This window comes from Phenylobacterium sp. (assembly GCF_031181185.1).
Classification (GTDB): Bacteria; Pseudomonadota; Alphaproteobacteria; order Caulobacterales; family Caulobacteraceae; genus Phenylobacterium.
The window spans coordinates 1-16,847 of sequence record NZ_JAPSKZ010000076.1 but is presented as its reverse complement, the minus strand read 5'-3'; the positions used below and the strand labels follow the sequence as shown (position 1 = coordinate 16,847).

The 16,847-nt window shown below is 69.0% G+C and carries 13 protein-coding genes; 9 read left to right on the top strand and 4 right to left on the bottom strand.

The window, feature by feature from the left end; genetic code table 11:
• Positions 1-793: malectin (locus RIF93_RS11065; RefSeq protein WP_309091283.1), on the top strand; the 793-nt coding region annotated here is incomplete at its 5' end.
• Positions 794-818: 25 nt separating this feature from the next.
• On the opposite strand, the gene RIF93_RS11060 is transcribed toward RIF93_RS11065, so the two are convergent.
• Together RIF93_RS11060 and RIF93_RS11055 are read right to left on the bottom strand one after the other, a co-directional pair.
• Entirely contained in the window at positions 819-1,796 is a 978-nt protein-coding gene (locus RIF93_RS11060; RefSeq protein ID WP_309091281.1) for a capsular polysaccharide synthesis protein, read from the bottom strand.
• Positions 1,793-3,130 carry an oligosaccharide flippase family protein gene (locus tag RIF93_RS11055; RefSeq protein WP_309091279.1) on the bottom strand — a complete coding sequence of 446 codons (1,338 nt, stop codon included), beginning with the start codon at positions 3,128-3,130 and terminating at the stop codon, positions 1,793-1,795. Before RIF93_RS11055 ends, RIF93_RS11060 begins: the two co-directional genes overlap by 4 nt.
• Positions 3,131-3,397: 267 nt before the next feature.
• Here RIF93_RS11055 and RIF93_RS11050 point away from each other — a divergent pair, with 267 nt between their 5' ends.
• The 3 genes from RIF93_RS11050 to RIF93_RS11040 all read left to right on the top strand — a co-directional run bounded on the left by RIF93_RS11050 (position 3,398) and on the right by RIF93_RS11040 (position 7,589).
• Entirely contained in the window at positions 3,398-4,366 is a 969-nt protein-coding gene (locus tag RIF93_RS11050; protein WP_309091277.1) for an SDR family oxidoreductase, read from the top strand.
• Between the two features lie 195 nt (positions 4,367-4,561).
• Complete coding sequence (locus RIF93_RS11045; RefSeq protein WP_309091275.1) at positions 4,562-6,790, top strand: AGE family epimerase/isomerase; 2,229 nt, start codon at positions 4,562-4,564, stop codon at positions 6,788-6,790.
• A gap of 235 nt (positions 6,791-7,025) precedes the next feature.
• Complete coding sequence (locus RIF93_RS11040; protein ID WP_309091273.1) at positions 7,026-7,589, top strand: hypothetical protein; 564 nt, start codon at positions 7,026-7,028, stop codon at positions 7,587-7,589.
• Here RIF93_RS11040 and RIF93_RS11035 read toward each other — a convergent pair.
• Together RIF93_RS11035 and RIF93_RS11030 are read right to left on the bottom strand one after the other, a co-directional pair.
• Positions 7,586-8,329, bottom strand: coding sequence for a Crp/Fnr family transcriptional regulator (locus tag RIF93_RS11035; RefSeq protein ID WP_309091271.1), 744 nt, complete (start codon positions 8,327-8,329; stop codon positions 7,586-7,588). The genes RIF93_RS11040 and RIF93_RS11035 overlap by 4 nt on opposite strands.
• A gap of 116 nt (positions 8,330-8,445) precedes the next feature.
• A complete protein-coding gene (locus RIF93_RS11030; RefSeq protein ID WP_309091269.1) occupies positions 8,446-9,165 on the bottom strand; it encodes a helix-turn-helix domain-containing protein in 720 nt (239 codons plus the stop codon).
• A gap of 444 nt (positions 9,166-9,609) precedes the next feature.
• On the opposite strand from RIF93_RS11030, the gene RIF93_RS11025 reads away from it, so the two are divergent.
• The 5 genes from RIF93_RS11025 to RIF93_RS11005 all read left to right on the top strand — a co-directional run.
• A complete protein-coding gene (locus RIF93_RS11025) occupies positions 9,610-10,926 on the top strand; it encodes an oligosaccharide flippase family protein (RefSeq protein WP_309091267.1) in 1,317 nt (438 codons plus the stop codon).
• Between the two features lie 220 nt (positions 10,927-11,146).
• Complete coding sequence (locus RIF93_RS11020; protein WP_309091265.1) at positions 11,147-14,110, top strand: TonB-dependent receptor domain-containing protein; 2,964 nt, start codon at positions 11,147-11,149, stop codon at positions 14,108-14,110.
• A gap of 118 nt (positions 14,111-14,228) precedes the next feature.
• Positions 14,229-15,461 (top strand): FAD-dependent monooxygenase, encoded by a 1,233-nt coding sequence (locus RIF93_RS11015; RefSeq protein WP_309091263.1) that lies wholly within the window; start codon positions 14,229-14,231, stop codon positions 15,459-15,461.
• Positions 15,461-15,805 carry a nuclear transport factor 2 family protein gene (locus RIF93_RS11010; protein WP_309091261.1) on the top strand — a complete coding sequence of 115 codons (345 nt, stop codon included), beginning with the start codon at positions 15,461-15,463 and terminating at the stop codon, positions 15,803-15,805. Before RIF93_RS11015 ends, RIF93_RS11010 begins: the two co-directional genes overlap by 1 nt.
• Positions 15,802-16,847, top strand: a 1,046-nt coding sequence (locus RIF93_RS11005; RefSeq protein WP_309091260.1) for a phosphotransferase, incomplete at its 3' end; no start/stop codon positions are given. The genes RIF93_RS11010 and RIF93_RS11005, both read left to right, overlap by 4 nt.

Genomic DNA, 16,847 nt, shown 5'->3' with positions numbered 1-16,847 from the left:
GGTGACGACGGGCGGGGTGAACTACCTGGCCGACCAGTACTTCTCGGGCGGAACGACGTTCACGGCGGCTTCGCCGATCGGCGCCACCACGGACGACGTGGTCTACCAGACCGAGCGCTACGGCTCGAGCTTCAGCTATGCGGTGCCGCTGGCCAACGGCAGCTACTCGGTGAAGCTGCAGTTCGCCGAGCTGTACCACGGGGCGGCGGGCCAGCGGGTGTTCGACGTCAGCGCCGAAGGCGCCCTGGTGCTCGACAACCTGGACATCTTCGCCCAGGCCGGCGGCAAGTTCATCGCCAAGGACTTCGTGATCCCGGTCTCGGTCACCGACGGGGTGCTGAACCTGCAGTTCGCCGCCTCCGTCGACATGGCCAAGATCGACGCCATCGTGGTCACGCCCGCGTCGACCACGCAGGCGTCCGCCGCGTCTGCGGGGGCTCTGGCGAGCCCGGGCGCGCTGACGGTGACCCAGAGCGGCGGCTCGACGGCGGTGACGGAGGGCGGGGCGAGCGATACCGTAACCCTGGCCCTCAGTCGCCAGCCGATGGCGGACGTGACCGTAACGGCGGCCGGCGGCCCGGACCTCGGCGCGCAACCCGCAACGCTCACCTTCACAACGGTAAACTGGGATCAACCGCAGACCGTGACGGTCAGCGCCTTCAACGACACGCTCGCGGAAGGCGCCGAGACGGACAGCGTAACCTTCGTCACCACCAGCAACGACCCGTCCTTCGACGCGCTGATCGTTCCGCCGCTTGCGGTGGCGGTGACGGACAACGACTGGCTCACGTGAGAAGGGCCGCCGCGGCGGCCTGTGCTCAAGAGGCGGCGGGACGCCGCAGCGTCAGCGGGCCCAGCCTCACACGGGCCGCGTCGATCGCGCGCCGCGCTATGGCCCGCAGTCGGCGGTTCGAGAAGTACAGCGCGTTGCACCAAGCCATCTCGGCCTCGAAGGCGATGGACGATCGCGTCCGCATTCGATGCGGGGCGATCAGACGACGCTTCGACATGCGCAGCGCATAGTAGCCGTTGGATGCGACGCACGCTGGCGCGGCCGGGTCCGGGAACGCCGCCTGCCACGGCTTCCACCAGAGCTTGAGGACGTAGGGAGGACGTGTTGCGAGCTGTCGCTTCACGTCCGGGCTGCTGAGGATCATCCGATTGCCGCGGGCGAACCCATGCGCCTGGGTGCTCCTCTCCACGTAGAGGTGGGGCGCGCGCCGCCAGGCGGAGCGAAACTCGGGATCGCTCCGGAACAGCGTCTTGAACAGGCCGTCGAGCCAGAAGTAGTCCGGGGTTTCGGTGCGGAAGCGCCAGTACTCGTCGCAGGCCGCTTTCCAGCGGCGGAGGATCAGCGCGCCCGGTTCCGACGCGATGAACCAGCTGGCGGGCCCGAACCGGGCGTCCATCCCGCCGCCGTGGCCGTGGTACATCCAGACGCCCGCCGGTGCGACGGCGTGATCGATCCAGGGCGTGAGGGGCTGCAGGCATAGCAGCGTCGCGTCGGCCCAGATTCCTCCGTGATGCGAAAGCAGGCTCAGCCGCACGATGTCCGAAAGGGCCTGCGGCGAGATGTTCTTGGCTGGGTCGAAGGCGTAGTCGATGCCGTGGGCGTAGTGCCGCAGGTTGTGGCGATCGAGATAGACGATCGACCAGTCCGGATTGTTGATCTCCCACGACTCCGCCACCTGCCGGACGAGCCAAGGCGCCTGCTCCCAACCTTGCAGCCAGAGCAGCCAGATCGTTCTGGTGAGCGGCTCGGCCGCCGCGCCGCAGGAAGGTCGATCGAGCATCATTTGAAGGCCGCCTTCATGCCGACCAGGTCGCTCCGCTCGAGCCAGAGCCTGGGGAACGAGAGGTGCAGGTGGGTGATCAACCCGCCCCAAAGGAGCGCAAGGCGCAACACCGTGCCGGCCAGGAGAGCCAGCGCCGCGCCCATGGGGCCGTGGCTGGGCGCGAGGACCACCATGAGCACGAGCACTAACGCGAGTTCCAGGCCGCGGATGACGGAGTTCAGCGTGGGCCGTCCGAGGGAGAGGTAGAGCTGGGAGGACACGGTCGCCATGCGGTTGAGCACGGCCTCGATCACGAGGATGCGGAAGACCGGCACGGCGGCGAGGAACTCAGATCCGTAGAAGACTATCATGACGAACCGGTCGACCAGCAGGGTGACGGCCACAAGGGGCAGGTAGGACGCGATGGTCAGGCGCAACGCCAGGTGATGCAGCTCGGCTGAGCGCTCCCGCTCCTGGGCGCTCATGGCCGAGAGCAAAATGCCGGTGGCGGGCGTGAAGACGATCAGGATCCGCGAGAGATTGGCCGCCACCACGTAGATCCCGAGCTGGGCGGCAGGAAGAAGGGGGATCAGGATCAGGCGATCGGCCCAGGCGGTGCCAAGGGCGAAGAGGTCCGCCGGCGCCGTCCGCCGCGCGAAGGCGAGCAAAGCGACCCAGGCCTGCCGCATCTCCGAGACTGGTCCGTGCAGTTCCCGCAGCAGCGAGGGCGCCAGGGCCAGGACGGCAAGGAACGTCCCGCCGATGACGCTGGCTACGGCGGCGGGCACGTCGAGGCGACCCCAGACGAGGCAGGAGACCAGCAGCAACGCGTGACCGAGGAACGGCAGGAAGGCCGCCAGATTGGCCGCCAGATAGCGGCCCCGCCCCGCGAACACCTGGCGCATGATCATGCCCACGGCGGTGACATGGGCGAGGATGAGGGATGCTCGCGCGAGGTCGAGCGCGGCAGCGCCATGCCGGCCAAGCAGGAGGGGCATGGCCACGAAGGCGGCAAGGCACATGACAGTCGCGAGTAGCAAGGCCGCGACTGCGCCGCAGAGGAAGAGGGCCCGTGACTGGGCCGGCGCCTTGCGGACGTGGATGAGGACCGCGTCGGCGAATCCGATGACGGCGGCCGAGCTCAGCAGCGTCGCCCAGGCCGTGGCGGCGGCATAGACCCCGCGTCCTTCGACTCCCAGGGCGCGGGCGGTGATGACGCCGGTCACGAAGTTGATGAGCAGTCCCGCCGCCTGGAGGAGGATCGACTGCAGGGCGGCATACCCGAGGCGGTCCGCCGCAGTGAGCTTTCCAAGGAAGCGCCGAAGCCGGCTTGCCAGAGAACGACCGCCGCTCACCGACGCCTCGCTCGTGGCGGCGCTTGCATTGGATCCACCTTGCCCATGGAGCCCAGCTAGGCCGGCGGCAGGCGAAGGGTCGTTATCATTTGCCCAACGGGAGGCCGTTCGCGATCACCTCGGCGGGGCCATCCAACAGCGTGGAACGTCAAAAGCGCAGTCCATGGCTGCGGCCCCCCGCTAGATTTCTCGGCCACAGACCTCGCGGCGGCAAGCAAGAGGGCTCCCGCCGGCGATCGTCGCGCCAGCTCGAAAGGGCCGTTCGACATGGCTCGCATTCTCGTCACCGGCGGAGCCGGGTTCATTGGCTCGCACCTGTGCGAGGCGCTTCTGGCGATGGACCATGAGGTGCTCTGCGTCGACAATTTCTACACGGGGACGCGGCGGAACGTGGCGCGCCTCCTGTCGAACCCCAGGTTCGAGCTGATGCGGCACGACGTGACCTTCCCGCTCTACGTGGAGGTCGACGAGATCTACAACCTGGCCTGCCCGGCGAGCCCGATCCACTACCAATACGACCCGGTGCAGACCACGAAGACGAGCGTCCACGGCGCTATCAACATGCTGGGGTTGGCGAAGCGGCGCAGAGCGAAGATCCTCCAGGCTTCCACCAGCGAGGTCTACGGAGACCCTGAGGTCCACCCGCAGCCCGAGACCTACTGGGGCCACGTCAATCCCATCGGATTCCGCTCCTGCTACGACGAAGGCAAGCGGTGCGCCGAGACCCTGTTCTTCGACTACCGGCGCCAGCACAACCTGCGCATCAAGGTGGCCCGCATCTTCAACACCTATGGGCCGCGCATGCACCCCGACGACGGGCGCGTGGTGTCCAACTTCGTGGTGCAGGCCCTCACGAACCAGCCGATCACCCTCTATGGCGATGGCAGTCAGACCCGCTCGTTCTGCTACGTCGATGACCTGGTCGACGCTCTGATGCGCCTGATGGCCACGGGCGATGACGTGACCGGGCCGACCAACCTTGGCAATCCCGGCGAGTTCAGCATGCGCCAGCTCGCCGAGATGGTCATCGAGCTTACGGGGTCGTCCTCCCCGATCGAACATCGCCCGCTCCCCTGCGACGATCCCAAGCAGCGCCGGCCGGACATCTCCAGAGCCAAGGAGACGCTCGGCTGGGAGCCTGCCATTCCGCTCCGGCAGGGCCTGCAAGCCACCATCAACTATTTCGACGCGCTGCTGAGTGCGGACCACGCCACGTCCAGGTTGGCCGCCCAGTGAGCGGCGCCGGCGGTCGGCTGGGGCGCGGGATGGCGCGGCTTGCACATGCGCGAGCCATCCGCTCCCGAACACAGCGAGACGCAGGTTCATCTTATGAGCAGGTCGCGCCCACGGAGGTTTCGCACCCTAAGCGCCGTCCACTCGCGAACACCGCGGGTTCAGCGGTTCACCGACGGAGGTGGCCTGGAGGGGCTGATGAGCATCTATCCGGTGATCCTGTGCGGCGATGACGTTGGCCCTCGGTACTGGCCAGGCACGCTTCCGCGCTGTCCGACGCCCTTCGTGCAACTGGTGGATCAGCGATCGACGTTCGAGACGGCCCTGCTATGCCTGCAGGGCCTCGACGACGTGCGCGATACCCTCGTTGTGTGCGGGGAGCGGCACGCCTCATGGGTGCGCCGCTGCGCGCCCGACGAAAGCGTGGAGATCCTCCTGGAGCCGGAGGCCCGGGGCTCCGCCGCGGCGGTGGCCGCGGCCGCCGCGTGGGTCGCCGCCCGCGACCCGGAAGGCGTGCTGGTGGTCGCGCCGGCGGACCACCACATCCCCGACGCCGCCGCATTCGCCCGCGCCGCGGAAACGGCCGCGCGGGCCGCGGAGTCCGGGGGCGTCGTCGCGCTCGGCGTGGCGCCGACCGCGCCCTCCGTCGCCTATCGCCTGATCGAACCTGGCGTCGGCGTCGCTGGCGGCGTGCGGGCGGTGAAGCGTTTCCTCGACCGCCCGAAACCCGCGGAGGCGCGCGCGCAAGCCAACGCCGCCCACCTCTGGAACAGCGGTGTCGTCATCGCCGTGGCGGAGGTCGTCCTCGAAGAGTTCCGCGCGTACGCTCCGGCCACCCTGAACGCTGTCCAGGCGGCCCTCGACGCGAGTGTGAAGGTTCCGATGGGATGGTTGCTCGGCAAGCAATTCACCTCGGCTCCGCAGGCGTCCCTCCACGACGCGGTCCTGCAATCGACGGGCCGCGCGCTGGTGCTTCCGGTCGACGTCCGTTGGAGTGATCTCGACTCGTGGGAGGAGGTGCGGGCCGCCTCGTCCAAGGATGGCCAGGGCAACGCGGTGGAGGGACCCGCCCAGCTGATCGAGGCGGAGCGCATGTTGGTGAGGCTGGCTCCGGACGCCCCTTCGGTGACGGTGCTCGGCCTTTCGGACGTGGCCGTTGTCGGCGACGCGGAAAATCTGCTGGTCTGCAGCCTTACCAGAAGCCGGCACGTCAAGTCCGCGGCGGAGCTTCAGGGCCGTTCGGCGCGGGAACGGCTCACAACGTTCGCGGCCGAGCTCGACCTATGGCTACGCACCTCCGCCCTGCCGCTTTGGTGGACGGTCGGCGTGGACAGCGCGGATGGAGGATACCTGGACTTGATCGACCTGGGCGGCCGGCCGGTGATCGGGCCGAAGCGAGCCCGGGTGCAGGCACGGCAGAGCTTTGTGTACGGGGAAGCCGCTCGGCTGCGTCTGCCGGGGGATTGGACGGACGCTGCGGCCTGGGGACTCGAGTACCTGCAACGCCGGTACCGGCGCGACGACGGCCTGTATCGCACGCTCGTCGGGCCAGGAGGCGCCATTCTCGACAACCGCGCCTATGTGTACGACCAGGCCTTCGTCCTTCTGGCGCTGGCGACCGCGAGCCGAGTCGCGCCCGAGCCGCGCGCGGCGCTCACGATCGCCGAGGGTTTGCTCGAGCGCATGGTGGCGCTGCGGTCGCATCCGGCGGGAGGCTTCCGCGAAGCCGGCCCGCATCCGTTCCAGGCCAACGCGCACATGCATCTGCTGGAGGCGGCCCTCGCCTGGATCACCGCGGGCGGCGGGGAGCGCTGGCTGTCGCTTGGCAGCCAAGTGGTCAACCTCGCGCTGGGGAAATTCATCGATCACGAGGGGGGGTTCCTGCGCGAGTTCTTCAGTCCCGACTGGTCACCGGCCATGGGCGTCGACTTCAGTCACGTTGAACCGGGTCATCAGTTCGAATGGTCCTGGCTGCTCAGTCGCTGGGACGAGCTCGTCGGCGACACGCGGGCGGCGCACGCTGCACACATCCTCTTCGAAGCCGGGCGACTAGGCCTCGACGCGGCGCGGGGCGTTGTGGTGGACGAGCTCGAGAACGTCACGAGCATACGCAGCGGATGCGCCAGGCTGTGGCCGCAGACAGAACATCTCCGCGCCGCCCTGGTGCGAGCCAGGCGCGAGCCCGATGGAGATCGCTACCTGACCTATGCCGCCGACGCGGCGGAGGCGCTCGGGGCCTATCTGAAGACCCCTGTCCGCGGGCTGTGGCGCGACAAGCTCCTCCCGGACGGGCGAGCCATCGAGGAACCGGCGCCTGCCAGCTCCTTCTACCACATCATGGGGGCCTTCGAAGCGCTGCAGGACTGGCTCAACGAGGAAGAGAGCGTGGAGCAGGATAGGCCGCGCAGGTTCAGGGCCGCCCAGTGACGGGATAGCTGTCGGCTCCCCAGGCCAGGCTCGAGACGCATGCGGGCCTTGCGCGCAATCGGGCCGACCTTCTTCCCTTCCGCCGCATCCGGGTCCAACAATGCTCGACGGGGCCTGTCCGAACCAAGCCCTACGAAGCGATCAACTTCCGCCGAACGGCGCGGTTTGGCACGAGCGCCGCGCAGCTCTGGGAATCGGCATGCAGGACTGGCGAACCGAGCCGAGGCAGTGGGACGTGGCCAGCGCCGAGCTGAGCGCGCGTTCGAACCTCGACCACCATCCATCCAGCCAGCTGTTGGCCGAGTGGGCCCTCGTCAACGTCTCGCCCGGCGTGGCGATGGCCGTGGACGCCCATGTCGGACGTTGCGCCAGATGCCGGCTCCAGGCGGCGAGCTCCAGAAACAGGAGCGGGGATCTCCAGCCGGCTGTGCACCGCCAATCGCCGCCGGACCTGGGCGCCGACGACCGCGTGCCGCTCCCCAACCTGCGTGTAGAGGACTGGGCCCAGCTGGCGGAAGGACTGGAGATGGCCGTCGCGGCCCAGGCCAATGGGCTCGGCGAGTGCGTGTTCCTGCTTCGCGCCGTTCCGAACGCCAAGGTGAGCCGCCCGGCGCTTGCCTCGTCCTTCGTGCTCCTGGTGCTCGACGGCGCCGTATATGTGGACGGGCGACGCCTCGGCGCAGGCGATTTTCTCGAGTTGCAAGGTGCTCCGGCCGTGGCGTGCGCCGATTCCGTCGCCGGCGCGACGCTCCTCGTCGTCGCCGACGAAGCTCCGCGCCGACCCCGGCGGCGGCGCTAGTGGCGGTCTCCGCGGCGCGTCCGGGGACGAAGGGCCGAGCCCGCCGCAAGCCGCCGCAAGCTCTCGGGCTCGAGCATCGTTACGACCCCGAAGGACAGGTTGAGGATGCCCTCGCTCCGGAGTTGCTTCAGCACGCGGCTCACGTGGACAGCGCTTAGGCCCAGCGTATCGGCGAGGTGTTCCTGGGTGAGCGGCAACGGGAACGAATGCGCCGTGGCCAGGCCGACGCGCATCAGCCGTTCGCGGAACTCCAGCATGAGATGCGCCACCCGTTCCACGGCCGTGTAGGCTCCCACGCGCAGCAGGGCGTCGTAGCTGCGATCCTCCTGTCGCTCAATGCTTCGTGAGAGTCCCTCCGAGACCTCCTTCCTTCGCTCGTCGGCGAGGGCGGCCAACATGGCGGGAACCTCGACGAGCTCGACGTGGGTGAGCGCGAGCAGAACGTTCGCCGAGGCCCGCCGGGCGTGGCGGCTGCAGATCAGGTCGCCGGGCAGCAGATAACCGAAGATCTGCCTGCGGCCATCGGCCAGCAGCCGCGCCTCGCAGATCCAGCCGGAGGTGATCAGGCGCACCCGGTCGGTGCGGAGCGGCGCCTCCATCAGGGATCCAGCTGGCCAGCTCTCAAGTCGACGGCAGAGCGGCCTGAGGCGATCGACCTCCTGTGCCTGAAGGCTCGCACCGGCGCCGAGGCTCGCCAGGGCTCGTTCGAATGCCTGGCATGTTCCGGCGGTTCGGGACATGTCGCGGCCTCCTGCAGCGCTGCGCCACCCATGGGTCGCAGGCATCAGGGGAGCCGCGCAATGACCGGCGGGCATTATCAAACGGCCTGAACAGCGTCGTTTGTCCGCGGACGGCGTCACATCGCGGGGGGCGCCCCATGAGCGTGGAAGAATGCGATCGCGCTCAGCTTCTCACGACTCAGGAGGGTCACCGATCCGCCTCTCAGCAGGATATGTCCCTCCCGCCGCAACTGGGTCAGTGTGCGATTGATGTGCACGAGGCTGAGGCCGAGTGCGTCAGCGAAGAGCGCCTGGGTCAGAGGGATGCGGAACGTGTCGCCTCGCACCAGGCCCACCGCCTCGAGCCGATAGTAGAGTTCCAGGAGGAGGTGAAGCAGCCGCTCCCGCGCCGTCAGCCTTCCGATGCGGACCATCTGGTCCAGCATTCGATCCTGCTTGATCCTGGAGGCTTCCTCGACAGCGCGTGCGAGCGCGTCCCGCCCGTCCGCGACGCCGAGCAGAGGGTTGGTCCAGTCAATCGTCTCGAGCCTGGTCAGGGCGACGATGCCGCGGCCTCCGATGTCGGTGTTCTCCTCGATGACGAACGGATCGCCCGGGAGCAGGAAGGAGAAGATCTGCCGCCGCCCATCGGGAAGGATGCGCATCTCGCAGGCCCAGCCCGAAACGATGACCCCGCGCTTGCAACCTTGACCTTCGCGGCATCTCAACTGCACGCCCGGTCCGAAGCGCTCCAGCGTCCGCCAGAACGCGCGGACCTGTTCCACCTGGCGGTCCTCCAAGCCGAGCGCGCTGAACGTCAGGGGTGAATGGGGTGTCGCCTGCGCCACTGCCGACATCTTGAGCTCCCTTTCGTCGCGCGAAGAACGCCTGACCCGGCCTCAGAAGCAGGCCCGCGCCGGCCGCTCTCCCCGAGCCCCAACCTCGGGGCCGGACACACAGTGGCGCGACGTCGGTGATGCTGAAACGTCGTTATTGATTAGTCTTTTGAGGGGCGCCCAGAAGCGCCTGCGGCCGCGGGGCGAGGGGCCCGCCGCAGGCGCGAGGCGAGTCGACACCGCCGCAGCGTCAGGCTGCGCGCGTCCTTTGCCTCCAGCAAATGATGGCACGGCCCGCGAGTTCGAGGTGAGCGGCGGTTCGACACGGAATGGGAGGAGGCCTCGGTTCGCCCAGCCCTTGTTTCAAATGACGTCGCGAAGCTGGCGCCCGGGCGCGCGAAATCGGGCCATGCCTCTCGAGACGGCGCACACCGCAAGCAGCACCTCATCCGCAATGGCCGACCGATGATGGCTCTTCGTGGGTTCCTTCTGAGGCTCATCTCCGGGGAGCGCCTCGCCTACGCCGGCCTGCAGGCCGTTCTCCTGCAGGCGGTGGCCGTCCTTCTGAACGTGGTGACGGGAGTCATCACCGCCCGGGTTCTCGGCGCCGAGGGCCGCGGTCTCTACGCCGCCGCCACGACGTGGGCGGTCCTGCTGGGGTCCTTGTCGACAGCGGGGCTCTCCCACGGCCTGCTGATCCAGACCCGGCAGCGGACGGCGTCTTCCCGGCCGATTTTCCTGTGCGGCCTGCTCTGGACGATAGGCGTGGCGACCGTGCTGTCGGCGGCGGCCGCGGTCTACATGCCGCTGTTGCTCGGGGCCCGCGCGGCAGCTGCGCTTGACCTCGCCCGCGCCAGTCTCGTTCTGGTGCACCTGGGCGCACTGGGAGTCCTGGTGCGGCAGGCATACGCGGGTCAGGGCCGCTATCTCGCGGCGAACCTATCGACGTTCACGCCTACGCTCTTGCATGCGGTCCTCCTCGTGGCCTTCCTCGTCTCGGGACGGCTCAGCGTCGCCACGTCCATCGTCAGCGTGGTGGGCGGTTCGACGCTGGCGCTCCTCGCGCTCGCACCGCCGCTCCTTCGGCGCCTTCAAGGGTCGCTGTCGGATCTTGGCCGGGTCTGGCGCGACCTTGCGGACTTCGGCCGCCGGGCGTTGTTCGCTGACCTGTTCGCGCTGTGCGTTACGTGGGCGGATCGCCTGATCCTCCTCCACCTGCTGTCGCCAGCGCAACTTGGGCTCTACGTCGTGGCCGCGAGCCTGGCGCACCGGATCACCGTGTTCACGCCGAAGACCAGCCTTCTCCTCTCCGCGATGAGCGGCGAGCAGCGGGACCGCGCCGTGCAGTTGCACAACCTATCCCTCCGCGTGACGATCGCCGTCTTCATTCCTCTGGTGGCGGCGCTGTTCCTCATCGACCGCATGGTGATGACCACCGTTTATGGGCCCGCCTTCTCCGCGGCGGCCGTCGTGTTCCGCGTCCTCGTTGTCGAACGGGTCGTCGGACGACTGGCCTCGATCTCGTCGCAGCTGTTCCTCGCGCTCGGCCGGCCTGGCTTGAATTCGCTTATCCGGGGGGTCGAGTTGTGCGTGCTTGTCGTGGCCCTCATCAACCTTGCGCCGAAGCATGGCGCGGTTGGCGCGGCTTGGGGCCTGCTCGCCGCGACCAGCGTTCGCCTCGTGCTCTCGTGGGCCTTCCTCGTGTCGAGACTGCAGCTGCCGTTCCCCCGCCTGTGGCTCAGCCGCGGCGACCTCGTGGGCATGCGGGCCATGCTGGATTGAGATCCGGTCGGGTGCGCGCGGCTCGGGGCTCTTTGGCGCGTCGATTGGGCCGGTGCGCGAGCCCCGCGCACGTCCCCAAAGCTTCGCAGGACTGCAACACTCCCCCGAAATCGCTCCGTACGCGAACGCCGCCGCCTTGCGCGACTCTACAGCAGCCATAACGCTGCGCGGCATGCGTGCGCGTGGCGAAGCTTCGCTTTGCGCCTGGGGAGGTTCCTTGATGTCGAAGACCCGTTCCGGCCTGCTGGCCGCCTCGGCGCTGGCCAGCGTGCTGGCGCTCTATGCCCCGTCCGCCCTGGCCCAGGAGTCGGAGGTCGGCGAGGTGATCGTCACCGGCAGCCGCATCGCCCGGCAGGACTATGTCTCGGAAAGCCCGGTGGTCACGGTGGGCGCCGACCAGATCGCCGCGGTGGGTTCGCCCACCATTGAGAACACGCTGAACCAGCTGCCCCAGTTCACGCCGTCGAACGGCGCGGGCACGAATACGACGAACTTCGTGGGCACGCCCGGTCAGGCTTACGCGAACCTGCGCGGCCTGGGGCCCACGCGGACGCTGGTGCTGGTGGACGGCCGTCGCGTCGTGGCGGGCAACCCGAACGCCGTCGTCGACCTGAACACCATCCCGACCTTCCTGGTGGAGAATGTCGAGACCATCACCGGCGGGGCCTCGGCGGTGTACGGCTCGGACGCCATCGCCGGCGTCGTGAACTTCAAGCTGAAGCGCAACCTGGAAGGCTTCCACTTCGACGCCCAGTACGGCCTGACGGCCGAGAACGACGCCAACCAGACCAGCGTGTCGGTGGCCTACGGCTTCGATCTGGGCGGCCGCGGCAACCTGGCGCTGGCGGCCGGCTACGACAAGCGCGAGGGCCTGACTGCGGCCGAGCGGCCATGGTCGGCGGTGGGCTACACCGTGCTGACCACGGGCCTCACGCCGTCGGGCGCGGCGACGATCCTGGAAGGGCGTTACGACCCCGCATCGAACGCCGGCGGTGCGGCGAACCTGCCCAGCCAGGCGGCGCTGGATGCGGTCTTCGCCCAATACGGCGTTGCGCCCGGCACGGTGGCGCGCAACTCGAACATCGGCTTCAACGTGGACGGGACGCTGTTCACGACCTCGCCGGTGCGGAATTTCCGCGGCGACATGAACGCGCCGGGCTTCTCGGCGGCCAGCTACACCTTCAACTCCGCCGACTACCGCTACCTGTTCCTGCCGCTGGAGCGGGTGTCGCTGTTCGCCAATGGCCGCTACGACCTCACGGACACCATCGAGGCGTACGGTACGGCCAGCTACGTCACCTATGACGTCTCCCGCCAGCTGGGCCCGGCCTCGGCGTCGGACGGCGCCTTCCCGGGTCCCGACATCGTGGTCCCGGTGACCAACCCCTTCATCCCGCAGGACCTGCGGACGCTGCTGGCGTCGCGGCCCAACCCGACGGCCGCGTTCTATCCGCGGCGGGCGTTCAGCGAGGTGGGCGGGCGGCTGTCCGAGAACACCTACGAGACCCTGCAGGTCGTGGCCGGCCTGCGCGGCGAGCTGCCGATCCGAGACTGGAAGTGGGACGTCTACGCCAGCTACGGCCGGATGGACCACAAGGAGGAGCAGCACGGCAACGTGAGCCGGGCCGCGATGCGCGAGCTCACCTTCGCCCCGGACGGTGGCGTGGCCATCTGCGGCGGCTTCGACATCTTCGGCGCCGGCGGCGTCAGCCCGGGCTGCGCGGCCTACATCGCCCGCGACGTGGAGAACGACACCGAGATCGAGCAGCAGGTCTATGAGGCCAACCTGACGGGCACGCTGTTCGCGCTGCCCACGGGCGACCTGAAGTTCGCCGCCGGCGCCCAATACCGGCGTGACAAGTTCGACTACAGCCCGGACCTGCTGCTGCAGGGCCCCGACATCGTGGGCTTCAACCCCGCCGTGCCGATCGGCGGCAAGATCACGTCCAAGGAGCTCTACGGCGAACTGCTGGTCCCGGTCCTGAACCCCGACTGGGGCATGGGCCAGCTGGACGTGTCGCTGGGCGGGCGCATCGCCGACTACAACACGGTGGGCACGACCGAGGCCTATAAGGCCGACGTCCTCTACAAGCCGTTCGAGAGCCTGCTGCTGCGGGGCGGTTACCAGCGCTCGGTGCGCGCGCCGAACATCGCCGAGCTGTTCTCGCCGGTGTCGCTGGGCTTCTCGGGCATCGGCACGCCGGGCGCGAACACCACGGCGGGCGACCCTTGCGACCATCGTTCGCAGTTCCGCGCCAACGCCTCGACGACGGCGGCCGTTCAGGCGCTGTGCCTGGCGCAGGGCGTGTCGCCGGCCATCTACGGCAACTTCCAGCAGGCCTCGACCCAGGTGGAGATCCTGACGGGCGGCAACCCCGACCTGCAGGAGGAGACCTCGGACAGCTACACCGCGGGCGTGGTCTGGTCGCCCAAGATCGACCAGCGGCTGTTCCGCCGCTTCCAGCTGGCTGTGGACTGGTACCGCATCAACCTGGACGACGTGGTTGGCAACCTGACGGTCCAGACCATTGTCGGCGCCTGCTTCAACACCGAAGGCACCAACCCGACGTTCTCGAACGACAACTTCTACTGCCAGCTGTTCGAACGGCGGGGTTCGGGCGACATCACCAACGTCCAGGTCAACCAGATCAACCTGGCGGCCTGGAAGACGGAGGGCGTGGACGTCCAGGTCGACTGGGGCTTCGACCTCGCCGACATCGGCCTGCCCGAAGCCGCGGGCCAGTTCGACGTGAACCTGGTCATGTCGCACCTGACCTCGTTCAAGAAGCAGGCGCGGCCGGGCGCCCCATTCCTGCAGAACGGCGGCACGATCGGCGCCGATCTCTCGGGCGGCGCCTATCCGGAGTGGAAGTGGGTGACCTCGTTCACCTGGACGGCCGGGCCGCTGAAGACGACGCTTCGCTGGCGTCACATCGACTCGATGCTGGACTTCCGCAACGTGCCGGTCTTCTCGCCCACGGCCGTCAATCCGAAGACCTACAACATCTACGACCTGGTGGGCTGGTACGACGTGAACGACGAGGTGCGGGTGCGCGCCGGCGTGAACAACCTGTTCGACAAGGACCCGCCGCTGTTCACCAGCTACTCCAACTCGAACACCGACCCGTCGACCTACGACGTCCTGGGCCGGCGGTTCTTCGTGGGCGTCACGGCACGGTTCTAGACTGGCCAGGGCGGAGGCCGTGCGCCTCCGCCCGCCTCCATTGCCGCTTGGATGACGCGGCGTCCGCATGCTTGGCTGCCGGCAGGGTCGCGGCAGACGACCCGTTCGGGATGGAAGCATGCAGGCCTACGACCTGGTCATCATCGGCGGCGGCATCGGCGGATCGGCGCTGGCAACGGTGATGGCCCGGGCGGGCCGCTCGGTCCTGCTTCTGGAGCAGTCCGAGACGTACCAGGACCGCGTCCGAGGCGAGTGGATCGCGCCCTGGGGCGTGGACGAGGTGAAGCGGCTGGGCCTTTATGAGCTGCTCCGCGGCGCGGGCGGCCACCACATCATCCGCCATGTGACCTATGACGAGGGCCGCGACCCGGCGACGGCCGAGGCGGAGGCGCTGCCGCTCGGGATCTTCCGGCCTGACGTTCCGGGGCCGCTCGCCCTCGGCCACCCCAGGCACTGCCAGGCGCTGTTCGACGCCGCCGGCGCGGCCGGCGCGGACACCGTCCGCGGCGCGCGCGTCGTGGCCCTGGCGTTCGGCGAGGCGCCGCGGGTCAGTTTCGAGGCGGCCGAGCAGGTGAGGGAGGTCCGCGCCAAACTGGTGGTCGGCGCCGACGGCCGCACGTCGCAGGTGCGGGAGACGGCCGGGATCGTTCTGCACCAGGACGAGCCGCACCACTGGTTCGCCGGCCTGCTTGTGGAGGGCGCCGCCGGTTGGCCCGCCGAGGTTCAGGCCATCGGCACGGAGGGCGACTTCGGGTTCCTGGCGTTCCCCCAAGGCGACGGGCGCATCCGGCTGTACGGCGGCTACGCGCTGGACCAGGCGCGGCGGTTCAAGGGTCCGGAAGGGCCGCGGCGCTTCTTGGACGCGTTCGCCCTGCAATGCGCGCCGCCGAACCGTCACATCGTCGAAGGCCGTCCGGCCGGACCCTTGCTCAGCTACATCAACGCCGACAGCTGGACGGATCGGCCGTTCGCTTCGGGCGTGGTGCTGGTGGGCGACGCCGCCGGTTGGAACGACCCGATTGTGGGTCTGGGCCTGTCGATCACCTACCGCGACGTTCGGATCGTCAGCGAGATCCTCAAGGCTACGGACGACTGGTCGGAAGGCGCGTTCGGCGCCTACGCCGAGGAGCGCGCCGAGCGGATGCGCCGCCTGCGGTTCGCCGGGCGCCTGCAAGCCGCGCTCGACATGGAGTTCGGGCCCGAGGCCCGCGCGCGGCGTCACAGCTACCACGTGCGCGGCGCCGCCGATCCGACGCTGAAGCTGCATGGCGTGGCGGTGATGGCGGGACCGGAACTGGCTCCGCCGGAAATCTTCACCGAAGCGCACTGGGCGCGCGTGATGGAGGGCTGATGGACATCGCCGACTACAACGCCCGATGGCTGAAGGCCTGGACCGACAAGGACGTGGACCGCCTTTGCGGCTTCTACGCCGATGACTGCGTCTATCGCGATCCGCAGACCGCCGGCGGGCTCGGGGGTCAGGCGGCCCTGCGGTCCTATCTCGCGGGCTTGTTCGCGGCGACGCCGGTCATGACCTACACGCCGGACGAGGTCTGGCCGATCCCGGGCGGGTTCTGCGGCCGTTGGTACTGCGACATCGAAGGCGGCGGGCGGCTGCGCGGGTTCGACCTGGTGATCTTGAACGGAGACCGGATCGCGCTGAACGAGGTCTACATCCACCAGCTGCCCGCATGAGTCCCGACATCCGCCGCCCGGCCGACATCGACGCCGCCTGGCTGACCGCCGTCCTGCAGCGCGCGGGCGCAGACGCGGTGGTCGACGATTTCGAGGCCCGCAACGTCGGCACGGGGCAGATCGGCGAGAGCGTGCGCTTCAAGCTGCGCTACGCCCGCGGCGGCGACAACGCGCCGGCCTCGCTGGTGGGCAAGTTCCCGTCGCCGGACGAGGACAGCCGGCGCACCGGCGTGATGCTGGGCAACTACGTCCGCGAGGTGCGCTTCTATCAGCAGCTCGCGCCAAAGGCCCTCGTGCAAACCCCCCGGTGCTGGTTCGCCGAAGCCGACGAGGCGACCGGCGAGTTCGTGCTCATCATGGAGGACCTCGCCCCGGCCGAGCAGGGCGATCAGTTGCGGGGCGTCAGCCAGGAGCAGGCGCGGCTTGTGATGGAGCAGGCGGCGCGGCTCCACGCGTCACACTGGGCCGACGACCGCCTAGACGAGCTGCCATGGGTGTCGGGTTCGAAGGCGGCCCCGCCCAGCGCGGTTACGCCTGAGCTGGTGGCGGGCCTCTGGCAGGGCTTCAAGGGGCGCTACGGCCCGCGGCTGGAGCCGTACTGGATCGAGGTGGGCGAGCGGCTCACGGGCGCCTGGAGCGCGTATGGCCAGCTGCACGACGGGCCACGCTGCCTGACGCACAACGACTTCCGGCCCGACAACATCATGTTCGGCACGGCGGCGGGCGGCTATCCGGTGACGGTGCTGGATTGGCAGTCGTTCGCTTACGGCGTGGGCGCCACCGACGTCGCCTACTTCCTGGCGGGCGCCCTGCCGCCGGACGTGCGCCGGGTCCACGAGGACGAGCTGCTGGCGCTCTACCACCGCGAGCTGACGGCGCTGGGCGTCGCGGACTATCCGCTGGCGGATCTCCGCCGGCACTACGCCCAGGGCGGGTTCCTGTTGTTCCTGACGGCCTTTTTCGCGTCGATGGTCGTCGTGCAGACCCCGCGTGGAGACGAGATGTTCCTGCAGATGCTGGGCGGGGCGTGCGAGCACATCCG